Source organism: Mycobacterium sp. NPDC050551, assembly GCF_040674075.1.
In the GTDB taxonomy this organism is placed as follows: domain Bacteria; phylum Actinomycetota; class Actinomycetes; order Mycobacteriales; family Mycobacteriaceae; genus Mycobacterium.
The window spans coordinates 309,509-329,603 of sequence record NZ_JBFARC010000003.1; the positions used below are offsets into that span (position 1 = coordinate 309,509).

Below are 20,095 nucleotides of genomic sequence, written 5' to 3' on the forward strand. Positions count from 1 at the left end.
GTCACATCAGATGGATCGATGAGATTGGGCGCACATGACATCACCGCAGGTCACCAACGTCTTCTCCAGTAAGAGCGACGTGGCCTATGCAGAACTGCGGCGGCTGATACTCAGTGGCGGTCTACCTGCGGGCTCGCGGCTCTCTCAGTACGAGCTCGCCGAGCAGATGAGAATGAGCATCACGCCGCTGCGGGAGGCGATCCGCCGGCTCAGCGGCGAGGGCCTGATCGAACTCGACAATCACCGGGACGCCCGAGTCTCATCCATCGGCGCCGACGAGGCCCGCCAGCTGTTCGAGGTGCGGCTGGCCCTCGAACCCGCGGCGGTGGCGCTGGCAGCCGAACGCCGCACGAACGACGACATCGCGGCCATGCGGACGAGACTGGCCGATCTGGTCCCGGTCACCCGGGAATGGGGCGAAGACGGGTTGTGCGCCCACAGCGCCTTTCACCGCGCACTGTATGTCGCCGCACACAACGCCGTGATGATCAAGACCCTCGACGACCTGTGGGCCAAGTCCGACCGCTACCGCCGCCTCGGCCTGATGCTGCCTGCGGGCGACGAACCCCGCATGATCGACTTCAACCAGCACCACCAGATGCTCGAACTCGTCGTCGACCGTGACGCCGCCGCGGTGCACGACCTGGCGCGAATCCATATCGAGAACAGCTTGACCGCTTCGGCGATCGACGCCCTCGAAGGGCAGTTCCCCAACCCGAGTCTGTAACTGCCTGAGGGCATCCTGGTCTCAGGTCGCCGGGTCGGCCGCTTCACCGATACGGGCGCCGTTCAGTTTTCACAAGATTGAGGAGGGTTCGCATGACAGAGGTCCGATCGGGTGAGGGCTGGCCGGCATTACGCGTCGACGACTGGGAGCCGACCCGCAGATCGCTGCACATGTGGACCCAGATCGTGGGCAAGGTGCGGCTGGCGCACGCGCCGCTGCTCAACCACTGGTGGCAGGTGCCGCTGTACGTGTCACCGCGAGGCCTGACGACGTCCGCGATCCCTGTGGGCACCGAATCGTTCGACATGGAGTTCGACTTCGTCGACCATGCACTCGCGGTGCGAGTGAGTGATGGCGGCGCTGCCAGCATCGATCTGCGCGACACCTCCGTAGCGCAGTTCCACCGAGCAGTGCTGGACACGCTGGGCGGACTGGGCATCGACGCGAACATCTCGAACGGACCCAACGAGGTGGACCCCGCCATCCCGTTCGCGGAGGACACCCATGTCGGCTACGACCCCGCAGCGGCCAACGCGTTCTGGCGGCAGCTGGTGCAAGCCGACCGGGTGATCGGCCGGTTCCGTGCCCGGTTCATCGGCAAGGTCAGCCCTGTCCACTTCTTCTGGGGATCATTCGACCTGGCGTGCACCCGATTCTCCGGTGGCCTGGCTCCCCGGCATCCCGGAGGTGCGCCGAACTGCGGCGACTGGGTGATGGAGGAGGGGTACTCCCACGAGCTGAGTAGCTGCGGATTCTGGCCCGGCGGTGCGGCCGAAGGGGCGTTCTACTCCTACGCCTATCCAGAGCCGACCGGTTACGCCGACACCGCGGACGGTCCCGCCGGTGCGTTCTACGACACCGGCCTGCGGCAGTACCTGTTGCCGTACGAGGTTGCCCGCCAGGCCGAGGACCCAGACGAGGCGGTGATGGACTTCCTCGAGTTCACCTATGGCGCGGCCGCCGACTTGATGGGATGGGACCGGCGCGCCCTCGAAACCGACCCGAGTCGCTGGGAGCACAAAGCTCGGCCTTCGTGACCGCCCGAGCGGCGGCCGTGGTCAGCTCTGACGTAGCGGCGGATGTCCTGGCCGACGGGTGTTTTGGCGGCGCGCATACGTGGGGGGCTTGATCCACTTCCCACTTCAGAATACGGCGTGACCGGGGGCTTGCCGCAAGGCCCGGGTGGTGCTGCATGCTTGCGCGTCCCCAGCATTTCGTCAGAAGGGTGCCAGTTGTCCACATCCCTTGATGAGGGTCCGTTCTTCCATGGCACGATCGCGGAACTGAGGGTGGGCGAGTTCCTCTCTGCGGGCCATCGATCGAACTATCGTCCCGAGGTCGTGATGAACCACATCTACTTCACCGCGCTCGTCGATGGCGCCGGCCTTGCTGCGGAAATCGCCGCAGAGCTCGCCGACGGCGACGCCCTGCCGAGGGTGTACGAAGTAGAGCCAACCGGAGAGTTCGAGAACGACCCGAATGTGACCGACAAGAAGTTCCCCGGCAACCCCACGCGGTCCTACCGGAGTGCGGCCCCCCTGCGGATCGTCGGCGAGATCACCGAGTGGACGCGACTGACACCCGAGCAGTTGCACACGTGGCGGGAACGGCTGTCTGTGCTCCGGTCCGACGATCGTGGCGGGATCATCAACTGAGTCGGCCGAACATCGCGTGATCTCAAGCCGACGGCGCGGCTTCCACCGGAACCAGTTCGGTGAGCCCGGTCATGGCGAGTGTGGACATCAGCAGCTGTGGGGCGATGACGTGGATCTGCTCACCGCGAACGAACAGCGCATTGATCGCGGCGCTGTCCAGGTACTCCAGTGCGCTGAGATCCACGATCAGCCGTTCATCACCTTGCCCGAGAGCGCCGGTCGCTGCGGAGAGCGCTCGATCGAAGTCGTCGATATTGCTCAAGTCGATCTCGCCTGCGGCTCTGAGCACCAGCCTGCCGTCGTCACGGCGAGCAGTGTCGAGCGTGAGAAGCGTTGGCATCAGGCAATCCTCGCTTTCAGGTGAACGGTCGTTCCCGAGGCGTCGGTGTCGACGGTGACGTGGTGCATCAGCGACCTCATCAGGGTGGTGCCCCTGCCCCGGAGGGAATTCGTCGGGAGCGGCGCCTTCCACGTGCCGGTGTCGGAGACGGTGATCCGCACTTCGTCACCGATCGCGGTCGCGTTCAGGGTGATGGCTCCGCCCGGGTCTGCGCGGTGACCGTGTTCGACGGCGTTCGCGACAGCTTCGCCCACGGCAACAAGCACTTTCATCGTCTGCTCCGGATCGGCGCGAATCTTGTTCAACCACGTCCGCAGTGCGCTGCGGGCCGGCGCGAGGTGTTCGGCGTCGGCGGGGAATGTCAGGTCGAGCGGCGCGGGATGGCGGTAGAGAAGCAGGACGACGTCATCTTGGTAGCCGCTGGGCGGCTCGAGACTCGACATGGCTTGGCCGACAAGGTCATCGAGTGTCGTGTCGCGTCGCTCGGAGATCAGGTCGGCGAGGCGGCCGATGCCCTCTTCCAGCGCGGTGCGCCGGCGTTCGACGAGGCCGTCGGTGTAGAGCGCCAGCGTGGCGCCCGTCGGCATCGTCACCTGTGCCTCCGGTCGCGGCCATCCGGCTCTCATCCCCAACGCGATGGTGTGAGCGTCGTCGAGCATGCGGATGGTTCCGTCCGCGTGTATCAGGAGGGGCGGCGGGTGCCCGGCACTGGAGTACACCAGCTCACCGGTACTGGGATCGAGCACCACGCAGACAGCAGTGGAGCATCGGGCACCGGGCAGTCGGGCCGCGAAACGATCCAGCCCTATGAGGGCGGCAGCGGGACTCGGGTGGTCGAAAAGCAAGGCACGACAAGCGCTTCGCACCTGTCCCATCACGGTGGCCGCAGTGAGTCCGTGGCCGACGCAGTCACCGACCACCAACGCGATGCGTCCGTCGTCGAGGTCGACGATGTCGTACCAGTCACCGCCCACCTGTAGCGGCGGACTGGCGGCCTGATAGCACGCGGCGAATCCGTCGGGTAGCTGAGCCGGACCGAGGATCGCATGCTGCAGCGCCAGTGCGGTTTCGCGCTGCTGGTCGACCTGATGCACGCGCTGCAAACCCTGACCCAGCCGGCCGGCAAGCACGGTCAGCAGCGTCTGATCCTCCAGGGTGAACGACCGCGCCTCGTTGAGGTCGATCCAGACCACGAGCACGCCTTCGGGATGCCGCAACGCAATTGCGGCCGTGCCCGGCTGCACGACATTGGCCGTCATCAGGTCGCCGTCGCGCAACGCGATGACCGCCTGTCGGGTGTCGGCCGGCAGGTCGGCCCACTGCGTCGACTCGCCGACCGCCACCACGTGCGGTCCTGGGTAATTGCCGCGCGCCGGAGAACGGTGGTCGAGGAACGTCACCGCCAGTACGCGGCGTGCCCGCCACAGCCGCCGGAGTTCCTCAGCGGCCGCCTGCACGGCTTGGTCGACGGTGTTGGCCAGCGCGAGCTCCTGGTTGAGCGCATGCTCACGACCAGCCGCCAGCGCCAGGGCGATGGCGGCGTGGCGGGCGAAGTCGCTGACGAGCACGAGGTAGTCGTTGTCGAAGGGCGGCTGATGAGGCCGACGCGCGACGGCGATGACACCGAGGACCGCGTCGTCGGAGACCAGCGGCATGACGATCGCCGAGCGCTCGCCCACGTCGGTGAAACCCTCGATGGGGTACTGGAACGAATCGGTGATCAGCGGTAAGCCGCGACGGGCCACGCCGCCCGTGGTGGAGGCATCCATGGGCACCTGCTGACCGATCACCTCTGTGGAGTAACGGCCTGCGGTCGCGGCCACCACAAGCGTGTCGACTTCGTGAGCAGGCACATCGGGTTCCTTGGGAACCAGCAGGATCGCCTGCTCGGCATCGGCCAGTTCGAGTGCCCGATTGACGATCAACTGGAGCGGGCCCAGTTGTGGATCGCCGGAGAGCAACGCACTGGTGATCTCCCGGCTCGCCCTGGTCCACCTTGCCGACTCGCGCTCACGCTCGAACAGTCGCGCATTGTCGATGGCGGCGGCCGCAGCCGTGGCCAACGCCCGCACCGCGCTCTCCTGCATGTCCGAGAACGCCCAGCCAGGCCGGTCGTCGGCCAGGTACAGGTTGCCGAAAGCGGCCCCCCGACCGTGATCGGCGTGGCGAGGAGCGCCAGGATCGGCAGCCCGGCCAACTCCGGGTGAGCTGCAAGGTCGTCGACGCGTAGGCCGTCGCCCACCGGAATGTCGCCGAGTCGGCGCGTCGCGGCATCGGGCATCCCGGCGTCGACGAAGGACATCCGCGAGCCGTCGACGGCGCGGATCCCGAGTGCTGCGTACCTGGCGCCGGTCAGTGTCAGCGCCCGTTGACGATCCGATCCAATGTCACCTTGAGGTCGAGATCGGAGCTGATCTCCACGATGACCCGCACCAGTAATTCCATCTCATCGCGGACGGCGACCAATTCGTCGAGTTGCTCATGCATCCGCGTGACGAGCTCGCGGCGGGCCGGCCAGGTGAACGCCGATTCCCCCTCGACACTGGTCATGGAACGAAGCTACCCGCTACGTCAGCAACCTCCCACCGTGTCGCCAAAGCGGATCGCGGACGAAAGCGCGGCGGGTGTGCGGTTGCGGTGAGGGTCGATGGTCCTCAGTTGCTGCGCAACATACGGAGCGCCATGGGTGCCACGCTGATCTTGGGTGATTCGTCACATTCCACAATTCCGCGATTAGCCCGTGACGTTGGCGGCAATTCCACTACCACGAGCGCGTCAGCGCCAGAACAATGTCATCCGACCCAGAAGGGCTCCAATCTTGTCCACCATCGACACCGCAAAAGTGCTCACCCAGCTCAGAGCGATTCTCGACCTGACCAACACCGAGATCCAGATCGCCGAGACCCGCATCGCCCAGGCGCGCACCGAAGCCGTCCGCACCGAGCTGCAACAGAACGCCTCCAACGGCCGCTCCCGCGCCGAGGCCATCGAGACCGCCATTCGCGACCTCGGCGGCTACCCCGACGTCATCGGCCCGTTCATCGGCCGCGCCGCCGCCGCAGTCAAGGCGATGACCGAGCAGGCGTCGCCGTTCGACGAAGCACTTCTGGGTGACCTCGCGCTCGAGGACCAGCTCCTGCAACGGTCGCGCTATCTCAAGGCGCTCGCCGTGGCGGCGAAGAACAGCGACGTGCAGTCGCTTGCCGACCGGCTGATCATCGCGCACACGGCGACAGTCGAATGGCTGGTCACCGTTCTCGCAGAGGATGCCCTGGGCGGACCGGCCGCGTTGCGCCGCACGCCGCTGCAGGCCGCCACCGGCGCCGCAGTGCGCGCGGTGAATCTGCCCATCACCTGGACCACCCGCGGCGTCGACCGCACCGTCGAAGCCCTGCGCAGTACCGGCCCGGCGTTCACCGAACTCGTCAACCGCGGTCAGCGCGTGACCGACGTGGCCACCAAGACGCTGAGCGCATCGCGCGACGCGGCGCTGGCTGCCGCCGAGCAGGTCACCCGCGAGGAAGGCGTGGACAAAGCAGCGGACGCGCTGCATTCGGCGCGCAGCGCCACCGGCGTGCTGGACCCGTCCGAGCTGCCGATCTCGAGTTATGACGAGCTGACTGTCGCCGATGCAGTCGCCGCGGTGAAGGATCTCAACGATCCCTCGGACATCCGCGCCATCGTGGCTTGGGAGGAAGCGCACAAGAACCGTGCGCGCGTCGTGTCCGCGGCGCAGACCCGCCTTGCTGCGATCGCACAGGAAGTCGTCGGCATCAGCTGACCGAAGTAGCTCCGATGTAACGCCCCCGCAGCCGTGGCGCGGGGGCGTTGCAAAAACTCTCGATGGGTGTTTGCTGGTGCTGTTAGCCTGCTCGAATGAGCGTGACGGGAGCGAAGCGCGCCGGTAGCGAGGTGCCAGCGCAAGAATCGTTTCCCCGGTTGGAGATTCGTTGATGACGATGCCCGAGAACTTGTGGCGACGTCTCGACCACTACTACTTCCTGACGGCGTTCCTGGCTTCGCGGGACGTCCAGGCGTTGTGTTGTCGCGTCGTCGCGGCCATGATCATCGGCCTCGGCGTCATCTCGGTGGCACTGATCGCGAGCCCACTGGGACCGCACGGCGCGAATCGAGCGGTCGCCGTCGGGATTGGTGTGTGCTGCCTGGTGATGAGCGCGGTGTGGCTGCGCCGCCGCTGGCCGTCGGCGACGGAGTCCCGGATGACCGTGGTGATCGGGACGGTGTGCATCGCGGTGTCATGCCTGATCCAGTCCGAGCCGGTAGCCGGCCTGTTCGGGGCGGCCACCTTCGGACTGGTGTCCGCCTACACCGCCCTCTTCCACACCCCGCGCCTGCTGGCACTGTGCTGGACCGCGGCAGCCGTCACGTTGGCCGTGCTGACTGTTCGGTGGGCGCGCCACGACGTCGCATTCGTGGTGTCCTCGGCACTGCTCGTCGCCCTCGTCGTCGTTTTTGTGACCTTCGCCGGCCGAATGACCATCTGGCTGCTCGACGCCGACATCTTCCACCCGAACCTCGACGCCCTCACCGGTCTGCTCAACCACGACGGGTTCCACGAGAAGGCCGCCACCCTGTTGACCTCGAGCAGCCGCACCGACGACCGCTTCTTCGTCGTCGCAGTCGTCAATCTCGACAGTTACTCACTGCTGCGCAGCCTGGCCGGCACGACCGGAGTCGACCGGGCCCGGATCGAGGTCGCGCGCCGATTGCGCGAGACCGCCCGCAGCAATGCGGTGCTCGCCCATCCCAGTGACTCGGAATTCGTGATCGCCGACCTCTTCACCGAACCCGACACCTCACCATTGATCGAGCGGGTACAAAGCACCATCAACGCGGCGTCAGCCCGACTCACTGCCAGCATCGGGGTGGTCTGCACGCCGCTCGCGCCGGTCGCGAAGCTGCCCGCTCCGGGCGTGATCGACGAGCTGTTGGCCGTCGCCACCAACGCCATGTACGACGCCCGCCGAGCGGGGGGAAACCGCGTCACCTATGTGCACGACCCGGCGTTGACGGTGCTCGACGCGCCACCGGCCGATGAGTGGCCCGACGACGACACCCGTTGAGGCTCGGGTGCACGGTCACTCGCGGGAGTCGATGACCTGCTGCGCGATGTCGACGAGCCGCACATTGCTCTCCTGGGAGAGCCTGCGCATCATCTCGAAAGCCGCCACATCGTCGACCTTGTAGCGCTCCATGATGACGCCCTTCGCCTGACCGATCCGGTCCCGGCTCGACAACGCGGACTGCAGCTGTTCACTCTGCCTGCTGGCGAGAACCGCGGCGGCCGCGTGGGCAGCAAGAACGATTCCGATGGTCTCCGCCTCGACGCTCCAGGCGTGCGGGCGGAAGCTGAACAGGTTGAGCGCGCCCGCGGTGCGGTCCGCGGTGTACAGCTTGAACGACAGACCGCTGTAGATGCCGATTTCCACGCACGCCGGCGCGTACTGCGGCCACCGCGTCTCGTCCCGGAAATCGTCGGTGCGCACGATCACGTCGTCGAGTGCTGCTTGAACGCAGGGACCCTCGTCGAATGCCATCTGCAGCTCGTGGAGTTTGTGCGCGAGATCGCTGTCTCCCGGCAGCGTCTCGAAGGACCGCTCCTTGCCGATCAACAGGATCCCTGCGACGTCCGCACCTGGGATCAGCTCCAATGCGGCGGTGGCGACCCCCGACAGCACGTCGTCGATCCTGCTCGGGCTGGCCAACGCGCGGGCCAGTTCGGCCATCCGTGCGGCCAGGTCCGGTTGCTCGGCGTGCATCGTCATCGCAGTCAGTCTCTCTCAGGGTGCGGGATCGCGGGCCGCAATGGTTTTGCGGGGCCGTGTGTGGGGCAACTGTGTCCCAGGCGAATGTGGAGGTCGACTTCTACATGCGCTCAGGCCACGCCGGTTCAGACCACGAGCCGGCGAGGCCGCCCCGATCTAGTCTGACGCCGTCTTGCGCGACAGGTCCTCGATCACCTGATGAGCGACGTCCCGGAGCTTGACGTTGTCGCGTTGAGATCGCCGAACCAGCAGGTCGAACGCCTCCTCGGCGGTGCACGCCGTCGCTACGCGCAGCGCTCCCTTGGCTTGATCGATCGCGGAGCGGGAGCGCAATGCCTGCTCGAGTTGAGTGACGGTCTCCTGCGTGCGCCGCCAGCGGTGGGCGTCGGTGACCGCCCGGCTCGCCGCGTCGGTGTACAGGCACAGCAGCTTCTCGTCGACCAGGTCGAAGGCCGAGACCGTTCGGCTGTAGACATTCACCGATCCGACGAGCTCGCCGTCGTCACCGGCCACAGCGCCGACGATGAGCGGGATGGACAAGGTGGCGCGGACGCCCTCAGCCTGCGCTGCAGCCAGAAAACGCGGCCATCGCCGCTCGGCGGAGTCGATCACCACACGCACCGGCTGCCGCGTCTGCGCGGCCACCAGGCATGGCCCGTCCCCCTCCGCGTACTGCGCCGCATCCAGCTCCAGTACCGACTCATCCGTGTGTGCGGCGGTGCGGGGCGTGCTGCCGATGACGGTGATCGAGACAATGTCGGCTTCCGGAACGGCCGAGACCGCATTGGCGGCTATGCGCGACAGCGCCGCGTCCAGTGACTCCTCATCGGCGATGATGGCGTTGAGCTCTGCCAGGGCGGCCATCGTCGAATCCAACCGGTTCAGCACATCGGGTCGATCGGCATCCATGGACCCCTCCTCCTGACTCTTACAATATTTCACTCAGTGATTCGTTCGAAACCGGCGATGGTCTGGATCGCACGAATGAGGAACATCACTTGTGAGCGTCGATGCGGGAGACGTCGATCATCCGCACCGGACTGGGTCGGAGGCACCGGACACACACGGTTCGGGCGCCGTCATCCGGTCGCGGTGACTCTGACTCCGAGTGGGGTGCGCCCGGTCCTGCGGCTGAAGGCGCGGTGGAAGGAGTTCGGGTCGTCGTAGCCCAGGAGGAACGCGATCTCGGTCAATGACAGCGCGGACTGTGTCAGGTAGTGGCGGGCCAGGTCTACGCGGACGTCAGCGAGGATTTCCTGGAACGTCGCGCCTTCCTCGCCCAGGCGGCGCTGCAGTGTGCGGGTGCTGATGCCGAGGTTGCGTGCGACGCCGTGCGTCGTTCCGGCACCGGCGGGCAGTAGTTCGACCAGGATGGCGCGGACCTTGGTGCCGAGCGCGGCGTCGGTCGCGAAATCGTCGAGGCGGCGCCGCAGCTCGGGTTCGAAGAACTCCCACATCCCGGCGTTGGCGGTGAGGAACGGGCGGCCGGCGTCGAGGCGGGAGAACCGGATGAGGGTGGTGTCGCCCCGCTCCACCCGCGTGCGCAGCCAGTCCTCGACTGCTGCGAGGTTGCGCGGCGGCTGCGGCAGCACGACGCGCGCAGGGACGACGCGGGTACGGGTGCCGAGCCGAGCCAGAGCCGTGAAGAAGGCGACTTCGACGGCCGGCAGCACCGCGGGCGGCGAAATGCCTGCAGGCCAGCAGAACTCGAGGCTCACGCCGTCGGCATCGGCGTCGACACGTAGGCGAATCGGCCCGAGCAGACGTTTGTGCACGGCGATGCGGTCGGCCGCGACCTGCAGATTGGGACTGCACATCGCCGCGAAGATCGGCGGGTCGAAGACCTCGGGGCTGAGCGTGCCGGCGATCGTCGTCGCCAGCTCCCGATCACCGACGAGGTGGTCAAGAGCACTGAACAGGGCGTAGTACTGCGGCGGGGTCAGCGCCGCATCCTCGCGGCCCAGCAGGTCTCCGGGTAGCCCCGCCGCATCGAGCAGGTCCGCCGCCCGCACGCCGAGGTCGGCGAGGAGTACCCGCACGAACGGCAGCGACAGGCGGAACGGCGCGACCAGAGTGCTCATGCTCCGACGACGGCGCCCACGTCGATTCGGAGGCCGGTCTCACTCTCGGCCGCGCGCCACAGCGCCTCGATCGCGGCGTCGCTGCCGGGCCGTACCAGCGGCTTGCGAACCGGCGGGCCGTTCGTACCCCAGAGTGGTCCGTAGAACCCGCCACCGGGGGCGCCCGGATCGACGGCTGCTCGCAGTTGGCTGAGCGCGCCGCGGTCGGTCGACATGCCGATCACCTTGACCAGCCTCTCGGAGACGGTGCCGAGTAGGCCGGCGCTGCCGTGGGCCTGCGTGGTGGTCTGCAGATCGGAGTTGGTCAGACCCGGCTGGGCGGACAGCGCCTTCGCGTCGATACCCGCGTCGTCGAACTGCCTCTGTAGGCCGACCGCCAGGTGGCGCATCGCCAGCTTGGTCTGGCCGTACATGCGCCACTCGTCGAAGTTCTCGCGCATGTGCGGGTCGGCGGGATCGACGGCGCGACCGGTGTGTTGCGCAGTGCTCGAGAGGGTCACCACTCGTGCGCCGGGCGTGGTGACGAGAACGGGCAGCAGGTGGGAGATCAAAGCCCAGTGGCCGAGGACGTTGATGCCCATCTGGGTGTCGAAGCCGTCCTCCGTCGTTCCCTGAGGCAGCGCCATGACGCCGGCGTTGCACATCAGGATGTCGATGCGGTCGTGCGCGGCGGCGATCGTCTTCGCCGCGGCCGCGACGGAGGCGAGCGACCCGAGATCCAGGTCGACGATCTCGAGTGACGCGGCCGGGTGCTCAGCGAGGATTTCTGCGTGTGCGTCGGCTGCCTTGGCCTTGTTGCGGACCGCCATCACCACGTGCGCGCCCCCACCGGCGAGCGCCTTGGCGGAGGCGAGCCCCAGCCCGCCGTTGGCTCCGGTGACGACGGCGACCTTGCCGTGCAGATCAGGGATGTTCTTCGTTGACCAGCTCATGGGTGTTCCTCGTGTCGTCGATGCTCAGTGATTTCCAAGCTACGACAACGGAGTCGGCGCCGTGCTCGCAAAGTGCGCCAATGAACTCGCAGTTCGCGCCGGCAGGCAGGACTTGGCAGCAGATTGCAGTGACACCAACCGGGTCACCCAGCAGGCTCGACAGCATGGACACCTGCCCGCCAGGACTTGCCTTCGTGGCGAGGTTCGCCGACTTCTGGGACACGCCGTCCCCAGCACGACTGCCCGAACTGCTGCACCCGGATGTCGTATTGCGCCAACCACTGGCACGACCGACGGTCGGAATCACACAGGCCCAGCAGCAGTTCGAGCGCTTCTGCCGCTGCCTGCCCGGTCTGCGCGCGAGCATCGATCACTGGGTCGCCAACGGTGATCACGTGTTCATCGAATTCACCCTGCACGCCAACGTCGGCAGGAACACCCTCACCTGGCCGACGGTCAACCGCCTCGTCCTTCGTGATGGCAAAGCGATCGAGCGCGTGACCTACTTCGACCCGCTCGAGGTGCTGCCGACGCTGCTGCGACACCCCTCGGTGTGGTGGCGGTGGATCACCCGCTGAAGGCGCCCCTTGCCCTGTGCCGCGCACTGCAACCGAACGGAGAAGTCCATGGACGAAGATCTCGTGTCAGCAGAGTCGGTTCACGACTTGGTGGGCCGCTACGCCGAAGCGAAAAGTCGCCAAGACACCCAGGCGGCATTGCGGCTGTGCACCGACGGCTTTCTCCTCCACACCGAAGCGGTGCACAACACCACGGTGGGTAAACGAAACGTCCGCCGCCTGCTCGACGCCTTCTTCGGCATCTTCCCCGACTACCACGTCACCCTCGACGACAGCGCTCTCAGTGGCTACGGCTACACATGCTGGGGAACGTTGCGCATGACCATGCGCGGGCGCCTGGGCCCCTGGCCCGCGACTCACCGCACCGCGACCCTTCCGTTCGTCTGCGTGTTCACGATCAGAGACGGGTTGATCGCCAGCGAGCACTTTTTCTTCGACCGCTACGAGATGTGCGATGCACTCGGCCTGCCCTCGGCAAGGTTCGAGCGGCTATCGAGGATCGTGGCCCGCATACCGCCGCAACTGCTGAGGTCCGCCCTCTGAACCGAGAATATGCGCGCACGACGCGGGGTATGAGGGGTTGGCACGAGCAGCTCAACACCAGCCACCTCGTCATCGTCAGCCAAATAGACAAGTCCGACAATACATTCGGGGTCGAACGCTGCCAGCGGACGCGATAGTGTGAGTCGCATGGCAGGGCTCACGAGGGACGACATCGCCGTGCTCGAGTCGATGGCGCGCAACGTGGGAGACAAGCTGGGCTGGGAGCTTCACTTCCAGGCGGCTACCGATCCAGAGTTCGCCGGCTTGACCGCCGGAGCGCGACACGTCTTCATCACCGAGCCGGCGAGAATTGCCGACAGTAATCGTCATTCGGTCACGAAAGTCCTTGACGCACTGCGCCTGGGCCGATGCCGCATCACACTCAACGCGAACGGGACTCCCGGTCTCGAACCGGGCTGCTGAGGGCTACCAGCCAGTACGTCGTCGCCTTTCAGTTCGGCGGATGGCCGCGATCGCCGCTTTGCTTTGAGCGACTTGCCTTCACGCGTGTGGGCGGCTCGTCGATATCGAGGACGGTCGCCAGGGTGCGCGCCCACCATCGCCGTTGTGGCCCGTGCCGGCTTGCCTCCGGTTCCACAATGCCCGCGCTGCGGCGAAACGCCGCCCCATAGGCGGCTTCGGTGGCAAGTGCCTGGTGCAGCGCGGCGACGGCAAGACGGGTATCGCTGCGCGGAGGACGGCGACCGCGGGATGGTTTCCGGGCTGCGTGCAGGGCGTCGACGACTGGGTCGAGAAGACCGAGGCCGTCGTCGCGCCATCCGGCGGCATGAAGCGCGATCGCCAGCTCCCCGTAGCCGTCTGCGTAGACATCGGCGATGCACTCCACGAGCTCGGACACCCGGGCTCCACGAGTGACCCAGTCCTGCGTGGCGTGCTCGACTGCGGCGCGGATCCGGCCACCGCCATGACGCAGCAGGGCCACGAGCAGGCCGTCGCGGCTCTTGAAGTGATGGGCGACACCAGCGTCGGTCATGCCGACGCGGTCGGCGACAGCGCGTACCTCGACCGCGTGCGGGCCGCCGTCGACCAGTAATTCCTCCGCGGCTTCGAGGATCAATGACTGCGCCTCAGCGGGACGTCGGCGGGTTCGCGGCTGCCTCATGGACGCGAAGTTTACCTTGACGGCCCAATGTATGGCCGTTACCTTGGCACGGCAAGGTTAGAACCGCGATTGGAGACCCACTGATGCTGCGCGTGAAAGAACAACTGCCAGGAATCGAGAACGCCATCTCGTTGGTCCCACTCTTCACGGGCGCGTGGCGGCTGGCTCCGTACGTGATCATGCCCAACACGCCGGCCGGTACACGGGCTGTCGTCGAAATGCCGGACGGCAGGCTGGAGGGGCGCGGCATCTGCGCGCGAACCAAGGGAGGCGCGAACGCCGACTGGTTCGTCATCGGTCCGGATGGAACGGGCACGGTAGACGCCCGCGGCACTGTGGAAACCGAGGATGGGGCGGCGATCTATCTCTATAGTCACGGTCGTTGTGACATCTCGGCGGGTTTCGGAGGCGGGACAGTCCTGCGAGGATGTGCGCATTTCGAGACCGGCAGCGACGAGTACCGCTGGCTCAACAAGGTGCACGCGGTGTTCCGCGGTGTCGTCGTGGGTGATGGCGCGGCGGGCGAGGGCATCTATTACGACGAATACTTCGAAGTTCGCTGACCGTCGGTCCGGTCGCCGGAGGCAAGGATTCGCGCTCTCGGCCCAGCAAATCTATTGCCACGCGGCACAGAAGCGCGGTCCAATCTCCGGATGAGAACTCAGTTGAGCGGCTTGACGATTGACTGCGCCGCCCCGGAAAGGTTGGCCGCGTTTTGGGGAGCGCTGCTCGATCGAGATCAGGAGCCTGGGCTTCCGGGATGGGTGCAACTGAAACCTCGGCACGACCACGAGCCACGGATCAACTTTCAACCGGTTCCTGAAGCGAAACAGGGAAAGGTCCGCATACACCTCGATGTCACCGTCGACAGTGTGGCCCCGGCCATTCAACGTGTACTTGCTCTAGGCGGTGAGGAGACCGGTCAGCGCTACGAGTATCCGGAGGGCATTGTCGTCGTCCTCAAGGACCCGGAGGGCAACGAATTCTGCCTCGTCGAGTACACCTGACATTCGGGTGCGCTCCACGAATCCACACCGGTCGCGACTGGTCGGCGCTCGGCTCGATCGGACCGGTTACCAACCGATCTCGTCGTCGGCGACTTCTTCGCCGCACACCACCAGCGGTACCACCGGGCGGTCACATATCCGCTCGAGCAACTTCTTTTCATCAGACAATGGCTTAATCTTCGAGCCGAGGAAAATTTCGTCGCTTCGCGCAGCAAAGGAGCGGGCGAGATGGTCGCCCCAGGCTTGCGCGGCTTCGGCCGTGTCGGCCTCAATGGCGAACACCGCAGGCCATTCGTAGTCTTGATCGTCATGCGCTCGGCGGAGGTTACGGAACCAGACCGCGTATTCAAAGCGTGACGGAGCTGGAGCCATCGACTTTGTCTACCAGCTCGCCGGGTTCGGCATGCAGGATCTCACTCGACTTTGGCCCACCTACCGCCGCTGCGAACAAGTCATCGCTGAAGGATTGGCATTGGAACCTACAGCCGCAGGTTCCACCAGTGAGACGTCAAGCAGCGTCCCTTAGCACTCCTAATGCAGCCGAAGAATCTTTAGCTGTACTGCAATGTCCCGAGTGCCTACCGTCACACGCATGGCCACTCCCGTCGTCGTCGGATTCCTCGCATCGTTCACGCTGATCGCCGCCATCGGCGCGCAGAACGCGTTCGTGCTGCGCCAGGGCATCCGTCGCGAGCACGTCGCGGCCGTGGTGACGCTGTGCACAGTGTCCGACATCGTGCTGATCGCCGCGGGCATCGCGGGCTTCGGCGCACTGATCAACGCCCACCCCGCCGCAGTCGACGTCGCCCGCTACGGTGGCGCCCTGTTCCTCATCGGCTACGGAATGCTCGCCGCCTGGCGCGCCTGGCGCCCGTCAGGACTCACGCCCGCCGAGAAAGGTCCGGCGCGACTCGTCGACGTCCTGATCACCTGCGCCGCAATGACATGGCTCAACCCGCACGTCTATCTCGACACCGTGGTCCTGCTCGGCGCGCTGGCCAACGAGCACAGTGACGACCGCTGGCTGTTCGGCGTCGGCGCCGTCACCGCCAGCGCTGTGTGGTTCGTCGGCCTCGGCCTCGGAGCCCGCCGGCTGGCGGGGCTGTTCGCCTCGGCCGCGACGTGGCGCATCCTCGACGGGCTGATCGCCGTCGTCATGATCGCGCTCGGCGTCACCGTTGCCGTCGGCTGACCGACCGTCAGACGTTCCGACCACCCTGATTCTTGCGCGGTTGCGTTCAACCCCGCAGTCCAGAGCTCCGACGCGACGCCGACGGCGACATCGCGGACTCCTTGGGTAAGACCCCTGTGCCAGCATGAGATTCGCTGAAACCCAGCCGTCCCTTCACCGCTACGAGGTCCCAATGCTCGACCTACGCCGGATGATGCTGTTGAACGACCTCGCCGACCTGGGCACGGTGGCCGCCGTCGCCGAACGTCGTCACATCTCCAGTTCCGCTGTGTCACAACAACTCCGCGTGCTCGAAGAGGAGGCCGGCGCCACCCTGTTCCGGCGCGACGGCCGCACGCTGGGCCTGACCCGCAGCGGTCAGGTGCTGGCCGAACACGTCCGGCGGGTGGTGGCCGCGGTGGACGAGGCGATGAGCGCCGTCGCCGCGAGCCGTGATCGCGTGTCCGGCCGCGTCGCGGTCGCCGCGTTCAACATGGGCGTCCCGACTCTCGCCGCACCGATGATGCAGCGGATCAGTGCGGAGGAACCCGAGTTGGCCGTGCAGGTGCAGCAGCAGGACAGTGCCGCCGCGCTGCGCCTGCTGCGCCAGGGCGAGATCGACGTCGCCATCACCTGCCACTACGACTTCGTCGGGCAGCAGATTCCCGGCGGGCTCGTCACCGAGGCACTGCTGTTCGAGCCACTGGTGCTGCTGGCACCGACCGAGGATCACGCCGGGATCCGCACCGGCGGGCTCGCGGCCCTCGCGGACGGCCCGTGGGTGAGCGGGCCGCGCGACTCCGGACTCGACGTCGCGTTGCGGCGCGCATGCGAGTCGGCCGGCTTCGCCCCACACGTGGAACACCGCCTCGTCGGCGCGCAGAACATCTGCGACCTGGCCGCGACCGAGACGACGTCGGCGCTGGTGCCCGCGCTGTCGGTACCCGTGTCGTTGCGACCGCTCGTCGTCGGCGACCTGGATCTGGGCGGGCGCACCATCAGCTCGGTGGTCCGCAACGGCAGGCAGTACGACCCGAACGTCGCGGCCGTCCTGCGCGCTCTGCGGTCGATCGCCGCCGCCGCCCTGCCCACCCCCGCCGCTGCCGGGCTGAGCGCCGCGTCGTGACCACCCGCCGGATGCGAGAAACCCTCGCTGACCCCAGGTCGGCGGCGTAGCCTCGGAGGTGACCTGGAGCCCTTCCGACCGGTACTCCCTAGCGCCGAGAAGACGGGCTCCAGGCCCTTGTCTGCCGCCGGGTGCCAGGTTTGCGAACGCCCGTCATGGGCCACAATTTCGTATGCGCACCAACAAAGCCGTGTTCATCACCGGCGCCGCGGCGGGAATCGGACGAACCACCGCGCTGACCTTCGCCGCCCGCGGGTACACCGTCGGCGGCTACGACGTCGACGAGACAGGCCTCGAGTCGCTGGCCGACGAGATCGACGGTCTTGGCGGGACCGTCGTCACTGGTCACCTCGACGTCACCGATCTCGACGAGATGGCGCAGCGGGTCGGCGAATTCGTCGTCGCGGCGGGCGGCCGGCTCGACGTGCTGATCAACAACGCCGGCGTGATGGCGGCCGGGCGCTTCGAGGACATCGACGTCGCGCGTCATCTCAAGGAGATCGACATCAACGCCAAGGGCGTCGTCAACGGCCTGCACGCGGCGTTCCCGTACCTGCGCTTCACGCCAGGGGCGACGGTCGTCAACCTCGCGTCGGCCTCGGCGATCTACGGGCAGGCCGAACTGGCGAACTACAGCGCCACCAAGTTCTTCGTCCGCGGTCTGACCGAGGCGCTCGACCTGGAGTGGAATCGCTACGGCATCCGGGTGATCGCGATGTGGCCGCTCTACGTCCAGACCGCGATGACCGATGACGTGACCACCGGCACCACCCGCGCACTCGGCATCCGGCTCACCGCCCAGGACATCGCCGACTCGATCGTGGCGGCCGTCGAACCACCACTGCTGCGGCGCGCGATCCACCAGGTGCACTACGCCGTCGGGTCGCAGACCAAGGTGCTCGCCACGGGCGCCCGATTCTCCCCGGCGTGGCTCACGCGGCTGGTGAACAAGCGGCTGGCGGGCTCCTGAGGCGAGCGGGTCAGCAGCGGGTGCGGTCGCGCGCAACGACGCGCTGGCGGCGAGGCGCTTCGCACGCCGCCCGGGTGAGCGCCGCCGCGGCCGAGTCCACGACCGGCACCGACCGGCTCTGTGCACCGAGGTTCATATAAGGCCGAAGCGCCGGGCCGTCGACCATCACGCACGGCACACCCGCTTCGCCGTACTGGTCGGCGACCGCGAACAACGCCCGGAATGCCGAGACGCCGAGGAACTCGAGCTTGCTCAGATCGAGTATCAGCGGAGTGCGCATGGAGGTGAACCTGCGCAGAGTCGCGGTGACCTGGTCGAGATTGGAGGCGTCGACCCAGCCGCCCAGCCTGACGACGACCGCAGAACTCGACGCCTGCGACTCCAGCCGCGCACCGCCGCAGTGGAGCACGTGCGCCTGCCGCTGCCGAAGTATCGGACCCGTTCTCATCGCACTGTCGACACTCACCCTGATCTCCTGATCCACTCGTCGATGTCTCACACGGCACGACAGCGGGTCGCGAGGTGGGAACCAACCCGGTGCAGACCGAGGGTTGCGTCTTCCCTGGCGTCAATTTAGTTCATCAGGGCTGCGCCGGCAGCCCCACGCGTGGATGCCGCGCCCCGCGGGATCGGCGAGTCAGGCTGTGAGGCAGAGGTATTGACGCGGTGGGCTACCTTCTGCTCCGGCCCGATCGTTCGCTCAATGACCTACCCGACGACGATCCGCTTCGCGATGTGGCTACCACCGGGCACCGTCGACCCCGCGGTGTTGGATTCGCGCTGATCGCAACCGGTATCGGCGGCCCGGCTCACCGGTAGGTTGCCAACCCATGAATGAGGACTGGCTCGCCGTCATCGTCGGCCTGGCACTGCTCGCGCTCGTGCTCGTCGGGGCGATCCCGGGCAGCGTGATCCCGTGACCGAGCAGGCCACCGAGGAGGGTCAGGCGGGCGAGGAACGCCGCGACAACCGGGGCATCGGCTACGCCGTCGCCGGTGTGCTCGTGGTGCTGGCGCTGGGCGCCCTGACCCGCTTCTTCGAGACACAGGTGCCCCAGTGGGCGGACGGCACGCCGTTCGAGCGGGTCGCCAAGGCGATCGAATTCCCGGTGTACGCCATCGCATTCGGCCTGCTGGGCAACGCGGTGTTGAGCAGGCTGGCACTGCGCGACGCACTGTCGGCCGGTTTCCGCACCGAGTTCTTCATCAAGACCGGGCTGGTGCTGCTCGGCGCGTCGATCAACCTCAAGCTGCTCGTCACCGCCGCCGGCCCGGCGATCATCCAGGCACTGCTGCTGATCTCGATCGTCTTCGGCTTCACCTGGTGGCTCGGCGGCCGGCTCGGACTCGAGGACAAGCTGCGGGCACTGCTCGCGTCTGCCGTCTCCATCTGCGGAGTGAGCGCGGCGATCGCGGCCGCGGGTGCGGTGCAGGCCAAGCGGGAGCAACTCGCCTACGCCGCCTCACTCGTCATCGCCTTCGCGCTGCCCTCGATCTTCCTGCTGCCCTGGCTGGCCGGCGAGTTCGGGCTGTCCGACGCCGTCGCCGGGGCGTGGATCGGCGGAAACATCGACACCACGGCCGCCGTGGCGGCCGCAGGCGCGATCGCCGGTGAGGACGCGCTGCAGATCGCGACCATCGTCAAGACCACACAGAACGCGCTCATCGGCGTCGTCGCGATCGCACTGACCGCCTACTTCGCGCTCAAGGTCGAGCGGCGCAGCGCCGAGGACGCCCGGCCGACCATCGGCCAGTTCTGGGAGCGGTTCCCCAAGTTCGTGCTCGGCTTCATCGCGGCGTCGGTGATCGGCACGCTGTACCTGCAGTGGGGCGGCGACAAGGCCGCCATCACCACGGTCAACGACCTGCGCACCTGGTTCCTCATCTTCGCGTTCGTCGCGATCGGCCTGGAGTTCTCGCTGAAGGGCCTGCGGGAAGCCGGATGGCGGCCGGTCGTGCTGTTCGCCTCGGCGACCGTGGTGAACATCGTCGTGGCACTTGGTCTGGCGCTGGTCTTGTTCGGCAACTTCACGGTCGGTTAGCGGTTACGCTCGGCC

General features: G+C 67.0%; 22 protein-coding genes and 1 pseudogene. 14 read left to right on the forward strand and 9 right to left on the reverse strand.

The features are described from left to right. Positions 1-34 precede the first annotated feature (34 nt). From AB0K11_RS13980 to arr, 3 genes are all read left to right on the forward strand, one after another. Positions 35-727, forward strand: coding sequence for a GntR family transcriptional regulator (locus AB0K11_RS13980; protein ID WP_364977371.1), 693 nt, complete (start codon positions 35-37; stop codon positions 725-727). Positions 728-819: 92 nt separating this feature from the next. Next, positions 820-1,764, forward strand: coding sequence for a DUF5996 family protein (locus AB0K11_RS13985; protein ID WP_364977373.1), 945 nt, complete (start codon positions 820-822; stop codon positions 1,762-1,764). Between the two features lie 195 nt (positions 1,765-1,959). After that, entirely contained in the window at positions 1,960-2,382 is a 423-nt protein-coding gene (gene arr, locus AB0K11_RS13990) for an NAD(+)--rifampin ADP-ribosyltransferase (RefSeq protein ID WP_364978445.1), read from the forward strand. A 22-nt stretch (positions 2,383-2,404) separates the two neighbouring features. On the opposite strand, the gene AB0K11_RS13995 is transcribed toward arr, so the two are convergent. After that, the gene (locus tag AB0K11_RS13995; RefSeq protein ID WP_364977375.1) at positions 2,405-2,722 is read right to left on the reverse strand and encodes an STAS domain-containing protein; all 318 of its coding nucleotides are present in this window, start codon (positions 2,720-2,722) and stop codon (positions 2,405-2,407) included. Continuing rightward, positions 2,722-5,272: pseudogene (locus AB0K11_RS14000) on the reverse strand (SpoIIE family protein phosphatase). Before AB0K11_RS14000 ends, AB0K11_RS13995 begins: the two are co-directional and overlap by 1 nt. 268 nt (positions 5,273-5,540) lie before the next feature. Between AB0K11_RS14000 and AB0K11_RS14005 the strand changes: the two are divergent. After that, the gene (locus AB0K11_RS14005; RefSeq protein WP_364977377.1) at positions 5,541-6,503 is read left to right on the forward strand and encodes a ferritin-like domain-containing protein; all 963 of its coding nucleotides are present in this window, start codon (positions 5,541-5,543) and stop codon (positions 6,501-6,503) included. Positions 6,504-6,681: 178 nt separating this feature from the next. Continuing rightward, positions 6,682-7,806, forward strand: coding sequence for a GGDEF domain-containing protein (locus AB0K11_RS14010; RefSeq protein ID WP_364977379.1), 1,125 nt, complete (start codon positions 6,682-6,684; stop codon positions 7,804-7,806). A gap of 15 nt (positions 7,807-7,821) precedes the next feature. Here AB0K11_RS14010 and AB0K11_RS14015 read toward each other — a convergent pair whose 3' ends face one another. The 4 genes from AB0K11_RS14015 to AB0K11_RS14030 form a co-directional block, all read right to left on the reverse strand. Further along, entirely contained in the window at positions 7,822-8,508 is a 687-nt protein-coding gene (locus AB0K11_RS14015) for a GAF and ANTAR domain-containing protein (RefSeq protein ID WP_364977381.1), read from the reverse strand. A 156-nt stretch (positions 8,509-8,664) separates the two neighbouring features. Then, positions 8,665-9,372 carry a GAF and ANTAR domain-containing protein gene (locus AB0K11_RS14020; protein WP_364977383.1) on the reverse strand — a complete coding sequence of 236 codons (708 nt, stop codon included), beginning with the start codon at positions 9,370-9,372 and terminating at the stop codon, positions 8,665-8,667. A gap of 215 nt (positions 9,373-9,587) precedes the next feature. Next, positions 9,588-10,589, reverse strand: coding sequence for a helix-turn-helix domain-containing protein (locus tag AB0K11_RS14025; RefSeq protein WP_364977385.1), 1,002 nt, complete (start codon positions 10,587-10,589; stop codon positions 9,588-9,590). After that, positions 10,586-11,521, reverse strand: a complete 936-nt coding sequence (locus AB0K11_RS14030) for an SDR family NAD(P)-dependent oxidoreductase (protein WP_364977387.1) — start codon at positions 11,519-11,521, stop codon at positions 10,586-10,588. The genes AB0K11_RS14025 and AB0K11_RS14030 overlap by 4 nt, the downstream gene beginning before the upstream one ends. Positions 11,522-11,541: 20 nt before the next feature. On the opposite strand from AB0K11_RS14030, the gene AB0K11_RS14035 reads away from it, so the two are divergent. The 3 genes from AB0K11_RS14035 (at position 11,542) to AB0K11_RS14045 (ending at position 13,065) form a co-directional block, all read left to right on the forward strand. Beyond that, positions 11,542-12,099, forward strand: a complete 558-nt coding sequence (locus AB0K11_RS14035) for a nuclear transport factor 2 family protein (protein WP_364978448.1) — start codon at positions 11,542-11,544, stop codon at positions 12,097-12,099. A gap of 48 nt (positions 12,100-12,147) precedes the next feature. Then, a complete protein-coding gene (locus AB0K11_RS14040; RefSeq protein WP_364977389.1) occupies positions 12,148-12,642 on the forward strand; it encodes a nuclear transport factor 2 family protein in 495 nt (164 codons plus the stop codon). Positions 12,643-12,789: 147 nt separating this feature from the next. After that, a complete protein-coding gene (locus AB0K11_RS14045; RefSeq protein WP_364977391.1) occupies positions 12,790-13,065 on the forward strand; it encodes a hypothetical protein in 276 nt (91 codons plus the stop codon). 28 nt (positions 13,066-13,093) lie between these two features. Here AB0K11_RS14045 and AB0K11_RS14050 read toward each other — a convergent pair whose 3' ends face one another. Next, positions 13,094-13,720: a helix-turn-helix domain-containing protein gene (locus AB0K11_RS14050; RefSeq protein ID WP_364977393.1), complete on the reverse strand. Its 627-nt coding sequence runs from the start codon at positions 13,718-13,720 to the stop codon at positions 13,094-13,096. Positions 13,721-13,848: 128 nt separating this feature from the next. On the opposite strand from AB0K11_RS14050, the gene AB0K11_RS14055 reads away from it, so the two are divergent. Further along, on the forward strand, positions 13,849-14,328 hold the full coding sequence (locus tag AB0K11_RS14055) for a DUF3237 domain-containing protein (protein ID WP_364977395.1): 480 nt from the start codon (positions 13,849-13,851) through the stop codon (positions 14,326-14,328). Positions 14,329-14,418: 90 nt separating this feature from the next. Continuing rightward, on the forward strand, positions 14,419-14,772 hold the full coding sequence (locus AB0K11_RS14060; RefSeq protein ID WP_364977397.1) for a VOC family protein: 354 nt from the start codon (positions 14,419-14,421) through the stop codon (positions 14,770-14,772). A 66-nt stretch (positions 14,773-14,838) separates the two neighbouring features. Here AB0K11_RS14060 and AB0K11_RS14065 read toward each other — a convergent pair whose 3' ends face one another. Next, positions 14,839-15,144 carry a hypothetical protein gene (locus AB0K11_RS14065; protein ID WP_364977399.1) on the reverse strand — a complete coding sequence of 102 codons (306 nt, stop codon included), beginning with the start codon at positions 15,142-15,144 and terminating at the stop codon, positions 14,839-14,841. Positions 15,145-15,364: 220 nt separating this feature from the next. Between AB0K11_RS14065 and lysE the strand changes: the two genes are divergently transcribed. From lysE to AB0K11_RS14080, 3 genes are all read left to right on the forward strand, one after another. Then, on the forward strand, positions 15,365-15,964 hold the full coding sequence (gene lysE / locus AB0K11_RS14070) for an L-lysine exporter (RefSeq protein WP_364977401.1): 600 nt from the start codon (positions 15,365-15,367) through the stop codon (positions 15,962-15,964). A 172-nt stretch (positions 15,965-16,136) separates the two neighbouring features. Further along, on the forward strand, positions 16,137-17,069 hold the full coding sequence (locus tag AB0K11_RS14075) for a LysR family transcriptional regulator (RefSeq protein ID WP_364977403.1): 933 nt from the start codon (positions 16,137-16,139) through the stop codon (positions 17,067-17,069). 172 nt (positions 17,070-17,241) lie between these two features. Beyond that, the gene (locus AB0K11_RS14080) at positions 17,242-18,039 is read left to right on the forward strand and encodes an SDR family oxidoreductase (protein ID WP_364977405.1); all 798 of its coding nucleotides are present in this window, start codon (positions 17,242-17,244) and stop codon (positions 18,037-18,039) included. Positions 18,040-18,049: 10 nt separating this feature from the next. Here the strand turns inward: AB0K11_RS14080 and AB0K11_RS14085 are convergent, their stop codons facing one another. Beyond that, positions 18,050-18,505, reverse strand: coding sequence for an STAS domain-containing protein (locus tag AB0K11_RS14085; RefSeq protein WP_364977407.1), 456 nt, complete (start codon positions 18,503-18,505; stop codon positions 18,050-18,052). 450 nt (positions 18,506-18,955) lie between these two features. Here AB0K11_RS14085 and AB0K11_RS14090 point away from each other — a divergent pair, with 450 nt between their 5' ends. Beyond that, complete coding sequence (locus tag AB0K11_RS14090) at positions 18,956-20,080, forward strand: putative sulfate exporter family transporter (RefSeq protein WP_364977409.1); 1,125 nt, start codon at positions 18,956-18,958, stop codon at positions 20,078-20,080. The last annotated feature ends 15 nt before the right edge of the window (positions 20,081-20,095 follow it).

Coding starts and splice junctions, on each gene's coding strand:
- AB0K11_RS13980 (WP_364977371.1), top strand. CDS start 35: ATGACATCACCGCAGGTCACCAACGTCTTCTCCAGTAAGAGCGACGTG.
- AB0K11_RS13985 (WP_364977373.1), top strand. CDS start 820: ATGACAGAGGTCCGATCGGGTGAGGGCTGGCCGGCATTACGCGTCGAC.
- AB0K11_RS13995 (WP_364977375.1), bottom strand. CDS start 2,722: ATGCCAACGCTTCTCACGCTCGACACTGCTCGCCGTGACGACGGCAGG.
- AB0K11_RS14010 (WP_364977379.1), top strand. CDS start 6,682: ATGCCCGAGAACTTGTGGCGACGTCTCGACCACTACTACTTCCTGACG.
- AB0K11_RS14015 (WP_364977381.1), bottom strand. CDS start 8,508: ATGACGATGCACGCCGAGCAACCGGACCTGGCCGCACGGATGGCCGAA.
- AB0K11_RS14020 (WP_364977383.1), bottom strand. CDS start 9,372: ATGGCCGCCCTGGCAGAGCTCAACGCCATCATCGCCGATGAGGAGTCA.
- AB0K11_RS14025 (WP_364977385.1), bottom strand. CDS start 10,589: ATGAGCACTCTGGTCGCGCCGTTCCGCCTGTCGCTGCCGTTCGTGCGG.
- AB0K11_RS14030 (WP_364977387.1), bottom strand. CDS start 11,521: ATGAGCTGGTCAACGAAGAACATCCCTGATCTGCACGGCAAGGTCGCC.
- AB0K11_RS14035 (WP_364978448.1), top strand. CDS start 11,542: ATGCTCAGTGATTTCCAAGCTACGACAACGGAGTCGGCGCCGTGCTCG.
- AB0K11_RS14040 (WP_364977389.1), top strand. CDS start 12,148: ATGGACGAAGATCTCGTGTCAGCAGAGTCGGTTCACGACTTGGTGGGC.
- AB0K11_RS14045 (WP_364977391.1), top strand. CDS start 12,790: ATGGCAGGGCTCACGAGGGACGACATCGCCGTGCTCGAGTCGATGGCG.
- AB0K11_RS14055 (WP_364977395.1), top strand. CDS start 13,849: ATGCTGCGCGTGAAAGAACAACTGCCAGGAATCGAGAACGCCATCTCG.
- AB0K11_RS14060 (WP_364977397.1), top strand. CDS start 14,419: ATGAGAACTCAGTTGAGCGGCTTGACGATTGACTGCGCCGCCCCGGAA.
- AB0K11_RS14065 (WP_364977399.1), bottom strand. CDS start 15,144: ATGGCTCCAGCTCCGTCACGCTTTGAATACGCGGTCTGGTTCCGTAAC.
- lysE (WP_364977401.1), top strand. CDS start 15,365: ATGGCCACTCCCGTCGTCGTCGGATTCCTCGCATCGTTCACGCTGATC.
- AB0K11_RS14075 (WP_364977403.1), top strand. CDS start 16,137: ATGCTCGACCTACGCCGGATGATGCTGTTGAACGACCTCGCCGACCTG.
- AB0K11_RS14080 (WP_364977405.1), top strand. CDS start 17,242: ATGCGCACCAACAAAGCCGTGTTCATCACCGGCGCCGCGGCGGGAATC.